General features: G+C 34.8%; 17 protein-coding genes. 8 read left to right on the forward strand and 9 right to left on the reverse strand.

Going from position 1 to position 19,095, the window contains the following annotated elements:
* Positions 1-122: 122 nt before the first annotated feature.
* On the reverse strand, positions 123-911 hold the full coding sequence (map, locus tag U0839_RS05780) for a type I methionyl aminopeptidase (protein WP_230882736.1): 789 nt from the start codon (positions 909-911) through the stop codon (positions 123-125).
* Between the two features lie 107 nt (positions 912-1,018).
* Positions 1,019-1,975 (reverse strand): D-alanyl-D-alanine carboxypeptidase family protein, encoded by a 957-nt coding sequence (locus tag U0839_RS05785; RefSeq protein ID WP_230882740.1) that lies wholly within the window; start codon positions 1,973-1,975, stop codon positions 1,019-1,021.
* Positions 1,976-2,506: 531 nt separating this feature from the next.
* Between U0839_RS05785 and clpS the strand changes: the two genes are divergently transcribed.
* Positions 2,507-2,827: an ATP-dependent Clp protease adapter ClpS gene (gene clpS / locus U0839_RS05790; protein WP_196424101.1), complete on the forward strand. Its 321-nt coding sequence runs from the start codon at positions 2,507-2,509 to the stop codon at positions 2,825-2,827.
* Between the two features lie 123 nt (positions 2,828-2,950).
* Positions 2,951-5,278 (forward strand): ATP-dependent Clp protease ATP-binding subunit ClpA, encoded by a 2,328-nt coding sequence (gene clpA, locus U0839_RS05795; protein ID WP_155565196.1) that lies wholly within the window; start codon positions 2,951-2,953, stop codon positions 5,276-5,278.
* Positions 5,279-5,364: 86 nt separating this feature from the next.
* Here clpA and U0839_RS05800 read toward each other — a convergent pair whose 3' ends face one another.
* The 3 genes from U0839_RS05800 to U0839_RS05810 are packed head-to-tail and all read right to left on the reverse strand — an operon-like array spanning position 5,365 to position 7,640.
* The gene (locus tag U0839_RS05800) at positions 5,365-5,835 is read right to left on the reverse strand and encodes a hypothetical protein (protein WP_413550279.1); all 471 of its coding nucleotides are present in this window, start codon (positions 5,833-5,835) and stop codon (positions 5,365-5,367) included.
* Between the two features lie 6 nt (positions 5,836-5,841).
* Positions 5,842-6,825, reverse strand: a complete 984-nt coding sequence (locus U0839_RS05805) for a PPK2 family polyphosphate kinase (protein ID WP_155565168.1) — start codon at positions 6,823-6,825, stop codon at positions 5,842-5,844.
* Positions 6,826-6,866: 41 nt separating this feature from the next.
* Entirely contained in the window at positions 6,867-7,640 is a 774-nt protein-coding gene (locus U0839_RS05810) for an SDR family NAD(P)-dependent oxidoreductase (RefSeq protein WP_370533580.1), read from the reverse strand.
* A gap of 187 nt (positions 7,641-7,827) precedes the next feature.
* On the opposite strand from U0839_RS05810, the gene U0839_RS05815 reads away from it, so the two are divergent.
* Positions 7,828-8,409, forward strand: a complete 582-nt coding sequence (locus U0839_RS05815; protein ID WP_122123309.1) for a YqgE/AlgH family protein — start codon at positions 7,828-7,830, stop codon at positions 8,407-8,409.
* Between the two features lie 336 nt (positions 8,410-8,745).
* Here the strand turns inward: U0839_RS05815 and U0839_RS05820 are convergent, their stop codons facing one another.
* Positions 8,746-10,320, reverse strand: coding sequence for an inorganic phosphate transporter (locus U0839_RS05820; protein WP_347400607.1), 1,575 nt, complete (start codon positions 10,318-10,320; stop codon positions 8,746-8,748).
* A 444-nt stretch (positions 10,321-10,764) separates the two neighbouring features.
* On the opposite strand from U0839_RS05820, the gene cysG reads away from it, so the two are divergent.
* Positions 10,765-12,156 carry a siroheme synthase CysG gene (gene cysG, locus U0839_RS05825; RefSeq protein WP_230882734.1) on the forward strand — a complete coding sequence of 464 codons (1,392 nt, stop codon included), beginning with the start codon at positions 10,765-10,767 and terminating at the stop codon, positions 12,154-12,156.
* 7 nt (positions 12,157-12,163) lie between these two features.
* Here cysG and grxB read toward each other — a convergent pair whose 3' ends face one another.
* Complete coding sequence (gene grxB / locus U0839_RS05830; RefSeq protein ID WP_155565166.1) at positions 12,164-12,814, reverse strand: glutaredoxin 2; 651 nt, start codon at positions 12,812-12,814, stop codon at positions 12,164-12,166.
* 184 nt (positions 12,815-12,998) lie between these two features.
* On the opposite strand from grxB, the gene U0839_RS05835 reads away from it, so the two are divergent.
* Positions 12,999-13,484, forward strand: a complete 486-nt coding sequence (locus tag U0839_RS05835; protein WP_196424096.1) for an ecotin — start codon at positions 12,999-13,001, stop codon at positions 13,482-13,484.
* Between the two features lie 243 nt (positions 13,485-13,727).
* Here U0839_RS05835 and U0839_RS05840 read toward each other — a convergent pair whose 3' ends face one another.
* Positions 13,728-15,443, reverse strand: coding sequence for a hypothetical protein (locus U0839_RS05840; protein ID WP_155565165.1), 1,716 nt, complete (start codon positions 15,441-15,443; stop codon positions 13,728-13,730).
* A gap of 248 nt (positions 15,444-15,691) precedes the next feature.
* Here U0839_RS05840 and U0839_RS05845 point away from each other — a divergent pair, with 248 nt between their 5' ends.
* The 3 genes from U0839_RS05845 (at position 15,692) to U0839_RS05855 (ending at position 17,849) form a co-directional block, all read left to right on the forward strand.
* Positions 15,692-16,708: an asparaginase gene (locus U0839_RS05845; protein ID WP_155565164.1), complete on the forward strand. Its 1,017-nt coding sequence runs from the start codon at positions 15,692-15,694 to the stop codon at positions 16,706-16,708.
* A gap of 164 nt (positions 16,709-16,872) precedes the next feature.
* The gene (locus tag U0839_RS05850) at positions 16,873-17,391 is read left to right on the forward strand and encodes a hypothetical protein (protein ID WP_155565163.1); all 519 of its coding nucleotides are present in this window, start codon (positions 16,873-16,875) and stop codon (positions 17,389-17,391) included.
* The gene (locus tag U0839_RS05855; protein ID WP_155565162.1) at positions 17,388-17,849 is read left to right on the forward strand and encodes a hypothetical protein; all 462 of its coding nucleotides are present in this window, start codon (positions 17,388-17,390) and stop codon (positions 17,847-17,849) included. The genes U0839_RS05850 and U0839_RS05855 overlap by 4 nt, the downstream gene beginning before the upstream one ends.
* Before the next feature lie 51 nt (positions 17,850-17,900).
* Here U0839_RS05855 and U0839_RS05860 read toward each other — a convergent pair whose 3' ends face one another.
* A complete protein-coding gene (locus tag U0839_RS05860) occupies positions 17,901-19,019 on the reverse strand; it encodes a glycerol dehydrogenase (RefSeq protein WP_155566549.1) in 1,119 nt (372 codons plus the stop codon).
* Positions 19,020-19,095: the final 76 nt, after the last annotated feature.

Here is a 19,095-nt window from a genome sequence, read left to right on the forward strand (position 1 = left end):
AATTCTCATCTATATTGTTTTGATGAATTTATTAGTCTTAAATTAGAATTTCAAACAAATATTCATTTTATATAACTCTTTATCAAATTTTGATTTATTAATTTCCATTTTGATAAAAATCATCAAATATAAGGAGGACAATTCCAACCTTTGGGTGAATAGGTGAATACTTCACATCCATCTTCAGTTACTCCCATCATATGTTCAAATTGCGCACTGAGAGATCGATCACGCGTTACGGCTGTCCAGTCATCATCAAGAATTTTAACGTCTGCCTTACCAGCGTTTAACATAGGTTCAATAGTGAAAACCATTCCTGGTTTTAGCACAAGTCCCTGCCCCTTTTTTCCATAATGCAATACATTGGGTTCTTGATGAAAAACGCGTCCAATTCCATGACCACAAAAATCGCGTACAACAGAAAAACGCTGTGATTCTGCATATTGCTGAATGACGTAACCTATATCCCCCAAAGTGTTCCCGGGTTTAACAATATCTATTGCCCTTTTCAGACTTTCATAGGTTACATCTATCAATCGTTGTGCCAAGCGTGAGGCCTTGCCAACGACATACATACGGCTACTGTCACCAAACCATCCATCAAGAATAGATGTAACATCGATATTAACTATATCTCCATTTTTTAATTTACGATCTCCAGGAATACCGTGACAAACTACATGATTGATAGATATACAACAAGATTTTGGAAAACCACGATAGTTAAGTGGTGCTGGAATGGCACCTTTATCAATTGTATAATCATGAATAATCTGGTTAAGTTCGTCTGTTGTAACACCTTCCTGAACATGAGGAGTAATCATGTCAAGTGTTTCTGCTGCCAAACGTCCCACAGCTCTTAACCCAACAAAATCCTCGTGAGTGTAAAACATCATGCGACGATCTGTCATTCCTAACTCTCCAATAAGACTTTATCAAATTACCAATAATAAATAACTTGGTATAATTTACGAACTTTTCTTATATACCTAGCTAGGATTATGATCCCTGTCCAGTCTTACTTTTTCCGATTATGTCTGGATGTGGTATGATGTCTCACAGCCGCCTTTTTGATATTACGCTTAAAAATCGAATCCCGTTTTTTTGCAATTGAAGTACGTGACGAGGCCTGTGCCACTTCAACCGACTTTTTACCTCTTGTAGTACGGGTTGCACGAACAAGAATTACTTTTGGATGTTTATTATAACGTGGGTGTTTTTTCAAGGAATTTGTTCTTGCCAGATAAACCGGTCTAGCAACAGGAGCCACACCACTTTTTGCAAATCCGTCATCTAGTGCACTCATCATGTATTGATTTCGTGAACCATTACTTGGTGCACCCATTACAACACCAATCAAACGGACATTATCATGAACGGCTGATCCTACAAGATTATGCCCTGCCGCAGCTGTATAACCTGTTTTTAACCCATCCGCGCCAGCATAACCTTTTAACAAGGGATCGTGATTGGGAATTGTCCGTCCACGAAAATAAAAGTAAGGTGTTCTGAACAAAGGATAATATTGAGGAAAATCCGAAATCAAATGTTGTGCCAAAATTGCCAAATCACGCGCAGTTGTTAGTTGCCCAGGATTTGGAAGGCCAGAAGCATTATAAAAACGTGTCCGATTCATTCCCAAAACTTTGGCCTGTTGTGTCATCATTTTGGCAAAGCGTTCTTCGTCTCCACCTCCAATAAATTCACCAAGAGCACTAGCCGCATCATTCGCGGATTTAGTAATCAAGCCTAAAACAGCTTCCCTGACAGTAATATATGAACCTGGACGGACTCCTAATTTGGAAGGTTCCATTGAAGCTGCATGAATGGTTATAGGAATTCTCTGATCAAATCGTATGGCATTGGCATTTAAGGCACGAAATGCCATATATAAGGTCATCATTTTTGTCAAACTGGCTGGAAACCGTTTCAAATCAGCATCTTGTTCTGACAAGACTCGGCCATTAACGTCCATTACAATTGAACTGATTCTTCCTACATACTGGGCATGCGCACAATGCGCATAAAATAGTGTATAAGAATATACAGCCGTAAAAAAACCTAAGAAAAAATTCCTAAACGTTTTTCTCATAATTTTCTTAAGACTTACGGTAAAGTTTAACTGTTTCAATTTTTTTATATGATTGCAATAAGTGGACACTTTAATTTTCCAGCTTCTTTTTCATTAAACGTTTACTTGACCTTTAAAAATGATTAACTTCTTAAATTGTTTTGTTTATTTTGGAATCAAATCCCCATGTTAAACAAAACGTTACAAGAAATTACACCACTATCTTTACGAATATATATTTGGGACTTTATATTCATATAAAAAATATACATCTGAATTTACGCCATATTTTGCAACCATACAAGTCCAAATCAAAATCATTCAATTAGATTCTTCCTTAATTTGAACCTTAACAAAATATTTTATGAAATTTATAAAATGCACTCCAAATACATCATAATGAATCCCTTTAGTAAATCATTTTCTCTTTATTGTATGACTTCCAACCAGAACCAGCATGATTCTAGAAAGAACACAAAAACGCTGACAAAAACAAATTTGAAGAAACCCACCCTGTATAAAGTTCTTATGCTCAATGATGATTTCACTCCCATGAATTTTGTCATTTACACATTGGAAACAATATTCAGAAAAACAACTGAAAATGCTGTTTCAATCATGTTAAAAATCCATCACAATGGAATAGGAATATGTGGTATATTCACATACGAGGTTGCTGAAACAAAAGTTATGCAGGTTATGAATCTTGCCAAACAACATCAATATCCACTGCAATGCCTATTAGAAAAAGAATAAATTTAATTAAATATGATTTGATCAAAATATTAACTGTATAAACCCTTTTCAATAACTATATAATAAATAAAAGGAATATGCAGGATTTCTCTTTCGATATTTCACAGTTTGAAAGTTTAAATGATGTTATCTGATAACTTAGAACATTCCTTACGACAAGCTTTTGAGTTTGCTTTAAATTTTCAACATGAATACATGACGCTTGAACATTTGCTCTATGCATTGACAGGCGATCCCGATGCTATTGTAATTTTTGAAGCCTGTCAGATAAATCTTGAAAAATTACGTCAAGATATCTTCACATTTATTAAAAATGACCTGAATATTCTAGTAACTGAAAAAAAACCATCCCCCAAACCCACGCATGCATTTCAAAGGGTCATTCAAAACGCGTCTGTCCATCTTTCTTCAGACCCAAGTGAAAAAATTAGTGCCGTGCATGTTTTAATTGCTCTTTTTTCTGAGCAGGAAAGTCATGCGGTTTACTTTTTACAAATGCATAATTTGTCAAAATTGGACATTCTGAATTTTATCGCACATGGTATAACAAAAAATACAGAATCCACCCATTTTTTTGGATCAAATTTTTTACCTCAGAATGATATCGATAACCAATTGAATGATCTGTTTACCTATACTGAAAAAGAAAATTCAAACTCTAAGAATACCAATCCCTTACAACTTTATTGCGTTAATCTAAACGATAAAGCCCGTCAAAACCGTATTGATCCCTTGATTGGAAGGCAATATGAAATTCAGCGTGCAATCCAAATATTGGCACGTCGAACAAAAAACAATCCGTTATTGGTTGGAAATCCTGGTGTAGGAAAAACCGCTATCATAGAAGGTCTGGCCTTACAGATTGTAAACAAGACAGCACCTGAGTTATTGCATAATTCTATAATTTATGCATTAGACATGGGAGTTTTATTGGCTGGTACACGATATAGAGGTGATTTTGAGGAACGTTTAAAATCCCTCATTCAATCCATTAAACAAGAAAAAAATGCCATTCTTTTTATTGATGAAATTCATACAATAGTCGGGGCTGGTTCCACTACAAACGGATCCATGGATGCATCAAACCTTTTAAAACCAGCACTCGCCGAAGGCAGTTTAAGATGTATCGGATCAACTACCTATAAGGAATATCGGCAATATATTGAAAAAGATCATGCCTTAGTCAGAAGATTTCAAAAAATCGATATTCCCGAACCTTCGATAGATGAAACAATCAACATCTTAAAAGGTCTTAAAAAAAATTATGAAAAATATCACAATGTAAAATACACTCATGATGCTCTTGAAACAGCGGTTACCCTATCTGCCAGATATATCCATGACCGTAAATTTCCGGATAAAGCATTAGACATAATTGATGAGGTTGGTGCTATACAGGCCATTTCCCCTGCCAAAAAACGCAAAAAAACGATTACAGTCAATGACATTGAAAAAACAATTGCTAATATCGCCCGCATTCCTGAAAATACTGTTTCAACCAGTGATAAAAAGGTTCTCTCTCAAATTGATAATAAACTGAAAAAAGTTATTTTTGGGCAGGATCAAGCAATTGAGACATTAGCTTCAGCCATAAGAATTTCCCGTGCAGGATTGCGTTCCGAAAGAAAACCAATAGGTAACTACCTCTTTGCAGGACCAACAGGCGTTGGAAAAACAGAAATCGCTCGACAACTTTCAATTCATCTTGGCATCAAGCTTATCCGATACGACATGTCTGAATATATGGAAAAACACTCTGTTTCAAGAATGATTGGTGCACCACCCGGTTATATCGGTTTTGATCAGGGTGGATTGTTGACAGATATAATTGACCAGAATCCCTATGCCATTCTTCTTCTTGATGAAATTGAAAAAGCTCATCCTGATTTACATAATATTCTTTTACAGGTAATGGATCATGGTATTTTAACAGATCATAATGGTAAGGAAATTAATTTTCGAAATATTATCATTATTATGACCACCAATACAGGAGCAACAGAATTTGCTCGTTCAGCAATTGGTTTTGTAAAAAATCATCAAGCAGGATATGCAAACGAGGCCGTAAACGAAAAATTTTCACCAGAATTCAGAAATCGTCTCGATGCGATTATTAATTTTAGACCTTTATCAAAACCAATCGTTGCTCAAATTGTTGATAAATTCATTAATGAACTAAACACTAGATTATCAAATAAAAACATTATTATAGAAATTTCCAAATCGGCAAAGGATTGGCTGGTTGAAAATGGATATGATCCATTATATGGAGCACGCCCTATGCATCGTATTATTCAGGACTTTATTAACAAACCCCTCTCTAATGAAATATTGTTTGGTACATTAACAAAAGGTGGCAAAGTTCATGTAGTAGTAAAAAATAATAAAATATTCCTTAATTGCATAAAAGAAATAAATTCAATTCTATCAAGAAAAAACGAGCTGGTTTAAAATATATTCTACTTTATCATCAAAATTTCAAAAAATGATGTTTCAAAACGCATAATCTTATTTTTATATTTAAAATTCTAATTGAATTAATAATATTTTATACCATTTATAATCACATAACCTGGATAGGGCCATTTTCTGCTTGCTCCCTTATGCGTCCAATCAACTCCTTGACGTCTTGGGCTATCATAATAATATCGCCCGACAACTTCAACATAATCCCCTATTTTTACCCAAGGCCAGGTTGGAGCTTTCATTTCATCGAGATTATTCACAATTCTAATGGATACACCTTTCCCGACATAAAGATAAAAATAGCCATGTAAGCCACTTCTGGTATAACGTGCATCACTTACTGTGATCACCTTACCACAAAGATGAACAGGAACATCCTTGAAAGTTAAATGTTCAATATTATTTTCATACTCTTGTTGAATATGTAAAAAATTTTCATTATCACATTTATCAGAAGCAGGTTGTGCCAGACTTTGAAAAGAGTAAAAAAAGAGGCTGGACAATATGAACAGCCAAGAAAAAAAACGAGTTTCAATAATCATTGAAGATTATTCCTTAGACTTATTTAGATTTTTTATTTTTTTATCTTTACCGATTTTATTATTCTTTTTGATTTTTTTTCCTACTTTATTATCAGAAAATTTACCTCCTAATTCAGCTTTCAGTGAATTTAAAGATTCCAGAACTTCTTGACTTGGCTTGGGTTCTGGAATATGAAGTTTTTCCAATTCATCAATCATGATTTCCGCAACAACCAAACGTGCAAACCATTTGTTGTTGGCAGGAATCACAAACCAGGGGGCGTTTGGTGCCGCTGTCTGCACAATAACCTCTTGATATGCACCTTGATATTCTTCCCAAAATTGACGCTCTTTTGGATCATTGGGGGAAAATTTCCATTGTTTTTCTTTATTTTCCAAACGTGCCAATAAACGCTTGCGCTGTTCCTCTTTGGATATATTTAAAAAACATTTAACTATTCCAATACCTTGTCGATAAATATATTTTTCGAAATTACGAATATCTTCATAACGGTCAGACCAGAAATTTTTATTGTTAAGTACCCGTAACGGTAGTTTTTGATTGGCCAAAATAGAGGGATGAACCTTGGTAACAAGCACTTCCTCATAATGACTTCGATTAAAAATCGTAATCTTGCCTCTGGAAGGAACGGCCATATGAATACGCCATAAATAATCATGCATCAATTCTACAGGACCAGGCTGCTTAAATGAAGTTATCGTAATGCCCTGCGGATTTATTCCAGAAGTGACATGTTTAATCGTACCGTCTTTACCAGAAGTATCCATACCTTGCAAAGCGACCAATAAAGCTGAATGCCCATTCGCAAATAACAGCTCTTGTAAATAGCTTAACCGTTTAATACGTTTCTTCAGCACTTTTTTTGCTTCTTTGTGAGATAGGGATAATCCGGCAGTATCATCCGCATTATAATCCGTTATAAGAAATTTTTTTCCATCCTCTACACGATATTTTGTTCTTAACAACTCACGTATTGATTGATCCGACATTTAAAGCTCCTTTAATGTTAACGATAAATTATTACGATATATCAATTTCCTATTTTTACTACTGCAACCCCACCCGGCGCTTGGCAAACAGGCATAAGTTCAATTCGATTAACATTGACATGAGAGGGAAGACTTAAAATCCAACGTACCGTTTCAGCAATATCCATAGCTGTTAAGGGAATTGTACCTTTGTAAACTTCTTTACCTTTAGCAGAATCTTTTAGTCTTACCTCGCTAAATTCGGTTCCACCACAAAGACCCGGTTCAATATTTGTTACCTTCAATGCAGTGCCAACCAGATCAGTTTTAAGATTTAACATAAACTGTTTAACAAATGCCTTTGTCGCACCATAAACATTCCCACCACGATATGGATACGTACCTGCAATACTGCCCAAGGAAATAATATGTCCCCTCTTTCTTTCAAGCATTCCACTAATAACCAACTGAGTCAAATGAATTAACCCGATAATATTTGTTTGAACCATCCGATCCCAATCCTTTAAATCAATATTGGGAATTGGCTCCACGCCAAGTGCCAATCCTGCATTATTGACCAAAACATCAATATTCTGAAATTTGGCTGGTAAACTACCTAATTGACGCAAAAACAATTCTGATTTGGTCATATCCATTTCAAGTGGAAAAATTTTTCCAGGATGTTTGCTTGATAGGGATTCCAATTTATTCATCCTACGTGCCGCTGCAACAACCTGATAACCCTCCTGCACCAATACTTCGGCTATTGCCATTCCAAATCCAGCCGATGCACCTGTGACCAGTACCGTTCCCCTCATGATTTTCGTTCCCCTCATGATTTTCGTTCCCCTAACTATTAAAAAAACTAAGTAAATTATAATAATTACATTACCGCAATTATAAATTATTTTTTTGAAACGGACCATTAAAAGCTGTTCATTTACATTTCATTAAATCTGATAGTATAGTTTAATTTGAATCATCTCATTTTAAATAAATTATTATATTTGGTTTCTTTGAAAAATGACACATTCTTTCCTTGATCTTACCAAAGGATTGGCAGGCTGTTTTCTAATGTCAAGTCCTTTTACAACCTCACCCGCATTTGCACAGACGGTTGTTTTTATTTGTGCATATTCTCCGAAGGAAGGTACAATGGGCATTGTCATTAACCGTCATATTGCCAAACCAACTCCAAAAGAATTGCTAAATCAGCTTGGAATTAAAACCATGCCAACATCAAATAATTTTTCCATTACAGCGGGTGGTCCAATTGAAAATGCCCATGGTCTGGTTCTGCACACAAATGACTGGAAAGGTAAGGAATCAGTCTATGTAACAAAACAAATCAAATTGAGTACAAGCCTGGATATCTTACGTGATTTATCAGAAGGGCATGGTCCTTCAAAAGCGTTACTAGCCCTTGGTCATGCCAATTGGTCACCAGGACAGCTGGAAGAGGAACTTAATAATAATCTTTGGTATGTTGCTCCCTGTCAGGAAAGCATTTTATACAACAAAAATTTCAAGAATAAATGGTCAGACTGCTATAAATCCATTCTAACAAATCCAAGAAAAATATCTTTATATTCCGGAGAAGCGTGATTTAGTTTGATACATAAAAAAATAACTCAAATATTTAATCGTTTCCGTTTCCTGAATAGCCAGCTCAACTTTAACAAAGCATGTTATGATTTTTTTTCTAATATGACAAAACAAGTTTGATTATTTAATGATACATTTGTTAGCTCTTACAGTTTGTTATTGAATGAAATAAAAACATACAATAAACAGATTTTTATCTTTACGTTTTTCTATATACAAATATAGAAAAACGATACGTAATTTTACCAAATTATTTACAGATTTTTTATTTATTTCAAGTAGTGGATAGACATTTTACAAAAAAATTTTATTTGTTTATTGAACATAAATTCCAAACTAAAATAATTTTAAAAATATCCAAAATAGAACTGCAGATAACATAATTGAAACAGGCAAGGTTAAAATCCACGCCATTGCCATATTACGTATTGTTCTCCATTGAATACCATCACCATTGGCCAGTGCAGTTCCTGCCACCGCAGAAGTCACGACATGAGTGGTGCTAATAGGCATATGAAACTGATTTCCCATTTGTATCATTGTCATTGCGACAGTTTCAGCAACCGCACCTTGACCATAGCTCATTTCATTTTTACCAATTTTTCTGCCTACTGTAACAACCACTCTTTTCCATCCAACCATTGTTCCCAAACCTAGGGCAATTGCAATTACAGCCTTGACCCACGGAGGAATGAATTGTATTGCCGTGACAATCTCTTTCTCGAATTTTTCAAATAAATCCTTTTGAGAAGATGTCAGAGGAGATACCTTGGTAAAATGCACCAGATTCTGTTCAACCAAATACAAATCGTTTCTTAAATTGGCCTGATATTCAACAGGGACTTGCTTAAAAGTTTCCTTGTTATTTACATCATGCTGAATGGATTGCAACATCATACGAATAGCAGGAATAGTTTCGGGAAAAATTTTACTGGACTGAATTGTTTTTGTCAGAATTTGACGACTTTGATCAATTGTAGGTAAATCCGGATTATTATTATATTTCATGAGAACTTGATCAATAACTACCGCTTTATTCATGAAATTCTCGACTTGTTTTGATGAAACCGCATTATTCAACGCATATGCGGTTGGTACGGTTCCTATCAAAATAAGCATGATTAATCCCATACCCTTTTGCCCATCATTTGAACCATGACTAAAGCTTACACCGGTACATGTAAGAATCAATAATAAACGGATCGGCCAAGGAGGTGTCTTTCCTGCTTCAGGTACTTTGTAAAAAGAGGTGATGGGCAAAAAATTCTTCAACAGAAACATTCCCAGTAATGCAATCGTAAATCCTGCCAAAGGACTGAATACAAGAGCCTTGAAAACCTGCAAAGCCTGTCCCCAGTCAACACCACTTGCCCTGTTATTTCCCATAAGCAACTGATTCATTAGACCAACGCCCAAAATCGAACCAATTAAAGTATGAGATGAAGAATTCGGAATCCCGAAAAACCAGGTTACCAGATTCCAGATCACTGCAGCCAGAAGTAATGCAAAAACCATTGAAAATCCAGCTTCACTTCCAACCTTGAGAACTAATTCAACAGGTAAAAGAGAAACTATTGTAAAAGCAACAGCGCCGCTTGAACACAAAACACCCAGGAAATTCCATAAACCTGACCAGACAACAGCTACAATTGGCGGCAAGGAATTGCTGTAAATTACAGTTGCAACAGCATTGGCTGTGTCATGAAAACCGTTTATGAATTCAAAACCCAAAGCAATAACAAGAGCCAGAGCCAATAATACAAATGCCAGAAAAGATGGATTGGTAACGCCTATTATATCTTCACGCAAATGAAGGATAATGTAGATTATGCTACCCAATAAAACTAAGATAAAAGCGATCTTGTTGAAACGTGGATTATTAGGTAGGATCATATTCAAGGCTTTTTTCACTATAGACAAAATCCGTTTCTTGCATCATCAAATTGATCATAAAATTAACTTTATTTCAGAAACGCTACAATTTAGTTGGATAGAATTGTTTACGGATAGATTAATTGTTTACAATGGCCTGACCCCTTTATCATAGGTCTTCATATAGTCATCCAAACCTTAATTTATAATGTTTTCATATTTATCATCATCAATCTTTTTTTACAAAAGAAAAATATGCTTCTCAAGAAATGAGATTTATATCTTTCACATTTATGAATAAAAAAAATCATATACGTCATCGCAAAGATACACCCCGAACAATTAAGAACTATTTTCTTACGTGTTTTTTCTGTTTTCTCTTTATTTTTACAAATTATTTGTTTAAATAAATATGAGGCTTTTTGTCAGATAAATTTCTTCAGTTGAAACTCTATTTACTCTCTACTATCCATGAATGACAATTTGATAAATTCGGAAGTTCCCTCTTATTTTCCAATAACTTTGCGTATAGATGGAACGCGAATAGTGATAATTGGCGGGGGTAGAATTGCGGCACGTAAAATCAGGCTTTTATTAAGGAAAAATGTACAAATTGAAGTTTATGCGCAAACCTTTAATAAAGAATTGCAAACCTATGAAAAAGAAAAACTGATTAAATTTTGTTCCCCTTTACTAAACGAAAATGATTTTATTCAAAATGCGAAAGACGCTACCTTAATTTTTATCACGACTGACGATCATGAATATAATACTCATATTTCCCTATGGGCAAAAAAATTAAATATTCCTGTCTGCACTGTTGATAATGCGGAATTATCTACCTTTATCACTCCTTCGATTATTGATCGTGATCCCGTGCAGATCGCCATCTCCACAGGAGGTTCCGCTCCTGTATTGGGACGGCGAATACGTCAAAAAATTGAACCTCTACTCGGACAAGTCATCGGTCCATTAGCTTCATTCATCGGAAAACACAGGAATTGGGCCAAGGAAATATTATCAACCCATCAAGAACGACAACGGTTATGGGAAAGATTCATTGATGGCTATGGCACTTCCCTTATTAGCCAACAAAAAGAAAAACAAGCATTTGATTTTCTCAAGAATATTGCAAAAAAACCTTTTTTAAATAAAGGTGAGGTATGGCTGGTTGGGGCAGGACCGGGTGATCCGGATTTACTAACCATAAAAGCACTTCATCACCTGCAAAATGCTGATGTCATTTTATATGATAATTTATTATCACCCAAAATCCTAGATTACATACGTCGTGATGCATTATTATTTTTTGTAGGAAAACAAAAAAATCACCATACTTTAAAACAAGAAGAAATAAATGATTCACTAATCAAATATGCACGACAAGGCAAACGTGTTTTACGATTGAAAGGTGGTGATCCTTTTATATTTGGCCGCGGTGGGGAAGAGGCCGAGGCATTAATGCATGCTGGAATTCCATTTAAAATTATACCCGGCATCTCCGCTTCTAATGGTTGTGCGGCATATGCCGGAATTCCCCTAACACATCGTGAATGTGCACAAGCCTGCTTATTTTTAACCGGTCATACCAAGAAAACAGATCAACTTAACTTACCTTGGGAGAACATGATATTTAAAGACCAAACCTTGGTCATTTATATGGGACTTTCTTCTTTACCTCTTTTATGTAAAACACTAATTGATAAGGGATTGGAACAAACATGGCCTGCTGCTGCGATTGAAAAAGGTACCTTTCACGATCAGCAGGTAATTATCGGAAATTTAAAAACCTTACCTGATTTGGTTATGCAAAAAAAAATAGGTAGTCCCGTTTTAATAATAATCGGTCAAGTCATTCATCACAGAGTTACATAAAACACATTCAGTTTGCAAAAGCGTCGTTCAAGGGAATGGAACATGTTTCAGAAACTTTCTTACGCCATCGATCAACATTGACGCCATAGGTAATCCCCTTGATAATCGATAGCGAGTGAAGCATACTGTAAAGTGAAAAGTCGTTCCAAGATAGCTGCCGTTTCAAATCCAACAAAGAATAATTTTTCATTAAGGGTTCCAGACAATCAATCGCCTTTTGAGTTCTCTGGATCAAGCTCGGATCAGCCAGATCAGAAACAAATCCCCCGCCAGAGGGATCCTTTTTTTTACGGTAATATTTCTTTGCCTCTTCTGTGGAAAATTCAGGAAACGGTGCATTTACCCAACGAGGATAGGTCAAACGATAAATAAAACGTTGAACATGACTGATCCATTCCATAATTTCTTCATTATCAGGCAACGTAATCTTTGGCTTATCTATGGTTGTATCAATATAGTTAATAATATCACGACTTTCCGGCATAAAGCGGTTTTGCTGATATTCCAATATAGGCAACTGTTTACGCCCTACCATTTGCATGGGACCATGAATGTCATCATATAGTAAATATGATATTTCGACGGGATAATTTTTCAAAACAAAAATCATTTTTGTCATGACACAAAAAGGACAATGTTCATAGATATAAAGTTTCATAGCAATTAAACAACACCCCTCAAATGATCAACCCTGCAAATTATCAAAATTTAAATTAATATATTTAAATCCCTTTTACTTTAATTAAAAATTATATTTGAAAATAAAATTACAAGGTCTTGTTGAATAATTTTACTATCATAACTTATAATTAAAAACTAAAATTATCATTTAGGAAATAAAAATGTTAATTCGAAAACAATTTCTTCTTCTTTTATCCATGTGTTATTTAATACCACTATATCATGCTTCTGCTAATCTTGGTAAAAATCAACTATCCATATGGCCTAAAGCAGAAAAAGGATATCAAAGATTCGTAATTCAACTACCACCCCTTTCCAATGAATACAATGCACGTGTTGAATTGATTCCCCAGAAAAAAATTAAATCAGACTGTAACACGGTCATAATCCACGGTCATATGACAACACAAACAATTCAAGGATGGGGATATGATTTTTACAGATTAGACAAAATCAGCAAACCGGCTTCTACCCTTATGGCCTGTCCACAGAACATTGAACAAGAGAAGCAGGTTTCAATTACGACCAATTTAACCTTTATAAACTACAATAGCAAACTACCCCTCGTTGTTTATGTGCCAGACGATATAACTCTTGCTTATCGGATTTGGACATCTTCTTCAATGCATCAAGCTAGAAATAAATAAATTTGCGGCATAACTTCATAGAGACAACAAAGATAAGATTGAAACAAACTTTTTTGGTTCATCTACCTTAGCAAAACTGAATATTTATTTAAATAACTTCCCATTGATTTATAAGATTCATATTCCTTGGTCATACTGTCATATATTATACAAACAAATTTAGATTTATTGATGAATATATGTTTCAGGCTATAAAATCATATGGTTATTCAATTAATTTCACTTTGAACCTGATAAAATTACTTATAAAATGTATATCTCGAAAACAGCTTTACTAATTTTCAGGTCCAGATTGTTTTTCAAGGTATCAGGCTGATGCAAATAAACCGTTTCAAAACTTATTTGATCTCCTTTTGTTACAGGAATCGCATTAGAAAAAGTTAACTTTGGACTGGCACAAATTGTATTCATCACATCATTGATATAAGGAATCAGGGGAAATTCAATTTGATTAACAGGTTGAAACCGAATTGTTTTATCGGTTTTAACAATTTTTAAAACCAATTGATCGCCGCCATGAAAAGAGATTGGTCCTGACAAATCCATATTTTCTTCCTTGAATATGAATGAGCCATTTATTTGTAACAAGCCCGTTGCAGGAATCTGCCATAATTCATTTTTATTTTGCCATTCATCTGAAATGTTTTGAACAGGGGATATTTTATCCAGTTTAAGTTTAGTCCATGAATTTTCTATTTTCTTTGAATATGGTATGATTGAATCTTTAGATGACAACCTTATATAATGGTGATTATTTGCAGAAAAAGATTTTTTTTCTGAAGGAACAGGCTTAACAGTCCGATTTGAAATATTTGTGACCGAGGGTCTTATCTCTACAATTTTATCATCATCCAATAATGATAAATTGGAAGAAACTACAGTTAAATCCGGTTTTCCCGATATGTTATTTTTTACCAAGACTTTATCATTAACAATATTCCATTCCCCAGAATTTTTCGGTTTATCCTTGATGGAGCAAAGTAAAACTGGTGAAGAATAACCTGGATAATCATGGCATAATATTAATGTGCCTATTGGAACATAATTTGGTAGTTCTTTAATGGAAAAGAATGCGAGTTGCAAAAAATCTGCTGAAAGATGTTTAGTCGAAACAACCCCGTTACAACCAAGATAAATATTTTTAGGTTTTATTCTTGTTGTTCCAATATAAAGACTTTGTCCGGCAATCATTCCTTCTGTAACGACAGAAATCCCTTTTCCTATAGGATTCCCAGATATAAATGCATCTGTATGAATGGACTTGACATCAATATTCTCATTACACAATGAATTCCTTTTTATATCAGGTCTTGATGATTTTTCAATTTGCGATAAATAAGATTTGTCAAAAAGGTTATATTCAATTGGAACCGGCTTAACGACCCCCTGCATTGTAAAAATCTTGAACCATTTTGAATTAATTTTAGGGTCATATTGCCAGAGATTGTGTGTTTTAAGATTTAATAATAAATCACCTTCAATCCAGGACAATCCAAATTCCTGTTTATAATGTTGATCTGGATCGCTGTTAATAACCCATAATTCAGGTTTTCTTAAACCATGCCTTTGATTATAAACTGTTTTATTTTGACCAATAACATCCAGTAAAACCGTAAAAATTTGCTCTAATCCTGTATCAGTAATGATTTTAAATGCAATCGTCGATTTCGTATTTATTTTTCCTCCGGAAATATTGACTGAAAATTTACGTTTTGAAATCAAGAATTCATTCAGATTTATCGTAGGATCTCCACATTCAAATTCTATCGTATTAATGAATGATTGTGGATGCAGGGCGTAAGATAGATCAATTAAACAGGTAATGTCACAATTTTCAGTTACCTGTATAAAATCTGTTTTATATCCCTTTTGCAAAACAGGTAAAATTGTCATCTTCCACTGTGAAAAATAAGGCATCATGAACCGTTTACAGCCTTTTTTGAACACACTCAAAACCATTTTAACCTGTACCTTGTCTCTTTATTAGAGCATATTAACAATAATATTTTTAATTAATAGAAAAATAGTATATTGAATATGGGTAGGGTAGTAACCTGGATCAATCAATATAATTAAATTATATAAAATTAATTCTGATATAATGAATATTTTACCTAGACCCCTCTTTCAGTTTTTAATTATCCCCATAGAATTAAGTCTGATTTTACTTTCCCCCTTCTTATGCAAAAACTGAGAAAGATAAACCGATGAATGATATAGATCGTGTTATCAGGCCTGAAAAAAAACAGGTTCTTGTACTAACTACCGGAGGAACCATCGCAGGATCAGCAACAACAGACAAACTCGAATATAAAGCAGGTAACACCAAAGGAGAAGATCTTGTCGCTTCCATACCTGATTTACAAAACATGGCAAAAATTCATGTTGATCCCGTGGCGCAAATCGGTTCTCAGGATATGTCTGATACAATTTTATTAAAATTGGCCAAAAAAGTTCAGGCTGCTGAAAATAATCCTTCAATATCAGGAATTGTCATTACCCATGGCACTGATACCATGGAAGAAACCGCGTTTTTTCTTGATAAACTTATAAATTCGAAAAAACCAATTATTTTGACGGGTGCAATGCGCCCGACCAATTTTATCAGTTCAGATGGTGCATCCAATCTTGTCAATGCTGTTAAATTGGCTACACGCCCCGAGGCTTATCACCAACCTGTCATGATTGTAATGAATGACATGATTTATGATGCACATTCTGTTCAAAAAAGCCATACAACCAGCCTCCAAACTTTTCAATCCCCCAATACAGGGCCAATCGGCATTATCAATAATGATCATGTATATTTTTACCTTACGTCCAGTAATGCAAGGAAATATATTTACGCCATACCTGAGAAAGCCCCTTTTCCGCGTGTTGAAATTATTTATTCTCATATCCAGATGGATGGAGATCTTATTCATGATGCGGTCAAAAGAGGTGCAAAAGGCATAATCCTTGCTGGCGTTGGTGATGGAAATACATCAACCCAGGCAATACAAGCATTGAAAGAGGTCGCCAGCAAGGGTGTTATTGTTGTTCGATCCAGCAGAACGGGAAGCGGATTTGTCAATCGTAATGTTGAAGTTAATGATGATGCCAACAAATTTATAGCCGCAGCTGATTTAAACCCGCAAAAAGCCAGAATTTTGTTACAACTTATCTTGGCAAACAAGATTAATGAATTAGATACTATTCAACAACTTTTTTATGAAATGAACTGATTTAAAATAAATGCCATTATTATTATAAATATGGCATCCTAATTTTCACAATTTGATTCGTAAGCTTTAATTTTTTTACAAGCTTGAAATCAGAACAAGATTACGCTTATCCTAAACCTTCATTTAGAATAATTTTTATTAAAACCCTAATGTGGAGTTTTAGATTGATAAAATTTTTATCGTATACAATCCTGTCTCTAATAATCTCTTTGACTGTTCTATCGAATTTGACATATGCAAGATCTGTAAATACAAAATCCAGTGTTAAAATCGGTCCATTAAATAAATCGTCTAGAATCTTACCACAAATAGAAATTTTCGAAAGCCATGTCGGCATAAGCAAAAATTATGTTATAGCCTTAGATCCCATCCATCCTGGAGCAACTTTAATAGCCTACAATTCTCCTACCTGTCAGGCCAATACCCATGGAAATACGGTACTCAACCATCATGATCCATCAAAACTAGAATTCACTGCCAAAGAAGATCCCTATTGCAAAATATCTATGCAAATTACAAAAAACCATCAATTGAAAATACTTAGTGAGACAATTCCTTGTAGTACATGGCATGGGGATTTTTGCTCTTTTGAAACATTGCCAATAGTAAACCGTATTTATCCGATAACGATTAAAGAGAATATTTCTTCAAGCAAATCCGAAGAAAAGGGTCAACCCAAATGAAATCCTTATCCTTGATATCAAAAATAAAATATGCATATACATTTATCTGCATTATTTTATCTTTACCCACAATAGCAATGAATCCATCTCATTCCTCACAATCCATTACAGAACAAACTGTCGAAAAGGATCCCGTTAATCTGATCCTCTATGAAAACAGAACTCAGGGTAATTATGCGGCTGTAGGTTATATGCCATACTATCCGGCTTATGGCATGATTCATTATAACACTCCAAGCTGCAAAATTGAGATAACAGGTTTCGTTGATCCTTTTGCACTCAAGAAAAATAAATTAATTATCAGCTACAAAAAATGCAGGATATCCTTTGATCAGGATGGACAATCCCTAAAAAATCCACATGAAAATGAAGCCTGTATGATTTATCATGTCAAGGAATGTAATTTTAGGACGCTTTCTAATTTAAGAAAAATTGATTTTCAATCTAATACAGAATAATTAACAAAATATCATACACAATCTCACGAAATTGCGTATGATTGAATGCAGCTACAAAACAATATTATAGTTTTTTAACCATTTATGACCAATTCTATCAGCAGCCATAATAGCGGCATAAACCTGATCTTCAGTAACTTCGAAAGGCATGTTGTGTATAGTGTCATCTTTTGCACAACTTGCCTTTGCCACTTTCATTATTTTTCCCTTAAGATCATCATTATCCTGTATACCAATTTGGTCAAGCGTAACCGGTAAACCTATTTGTACACAAAAATCAAGAACGGTTTCCAATTCTTCCTGTTTCGCATTTTCAAGTACAAGCTGAGCTAAAGTGCCGAATGCAACTTTTTCACCGTGTAACATGGTGTGACATTCTTCAAGAACGGTTAATCCATTATGGATTGCATGTGCACCTGCCAGGCCAGAACTTTCAAATCCGATACCACTTAAATACGTATTCGCCTCGATAATGTTGTCGACAGCTTTTATAGCAACTCCAGCCTCGACAGCCGCTTTTGCTTTCAATCCTTCCTCCAACAAGGTTTCATAACATAACCTGGCCAAATTCAAGGCTGCCAATGTTGATTGTCCCCCTGCCATGGAGACAGCTCTTGCCTCATAACAGGCTCTGGCTTCAAAATAGGTAGATAATGCATCTCCCATTCCTGAAATCAATAAACGAAGAGGTGCATTGGCAACAATTGTGCTATCCATAATTACCATATCAGGATTGGAAGGATACATCAAATATTCCTCAAAAGCGCCATCTTCGGTATAAATTACAGATAAAGCGCTGGTTGGCGCATCATTCGATGCAGCTGTCGGCACAATTATAACCGGAACCTTATTATAAAAAGCAATGGCTTTCGCTGTATCAAGGGCTTTCCCGCCACCAACACCGACAACCCCTTTGCAACCGTGTCTCTTTAGAATTTCCCCTAAACGATTAATCTCTTTTTTACAACACTCTCCCCTAAAAATTTCAAAATATGCCTGCACCGAGGAAATCTGGAAACTTTTTTCCAATGTGGCTTGTGTCAAATTCATTACAAAACTATCAGCGACAACCAAATAACTATTGGCCAGCATCAAGGCATATTTACCAACTTTTTCAAGTGCACCAGCACCTTGGATATATTTTGACGGAGATTGAATAATCGTTAACATCACAAATCCTCTGATTATGTGTTCCTATTTTCAAATATTCACAAGCATGGAATATACTAAATAGTTTAATACCAAC

It is taken from the genome of Commensalibacter sp. A3DC, from assembly GCF_047307945.1.
GTDB lineage: Bacteria > Pseudomonadota > Alphaproteobacteria > Acetobacterales > Acetobacteraceae > Commensalibacter > Commensalibacter melissae.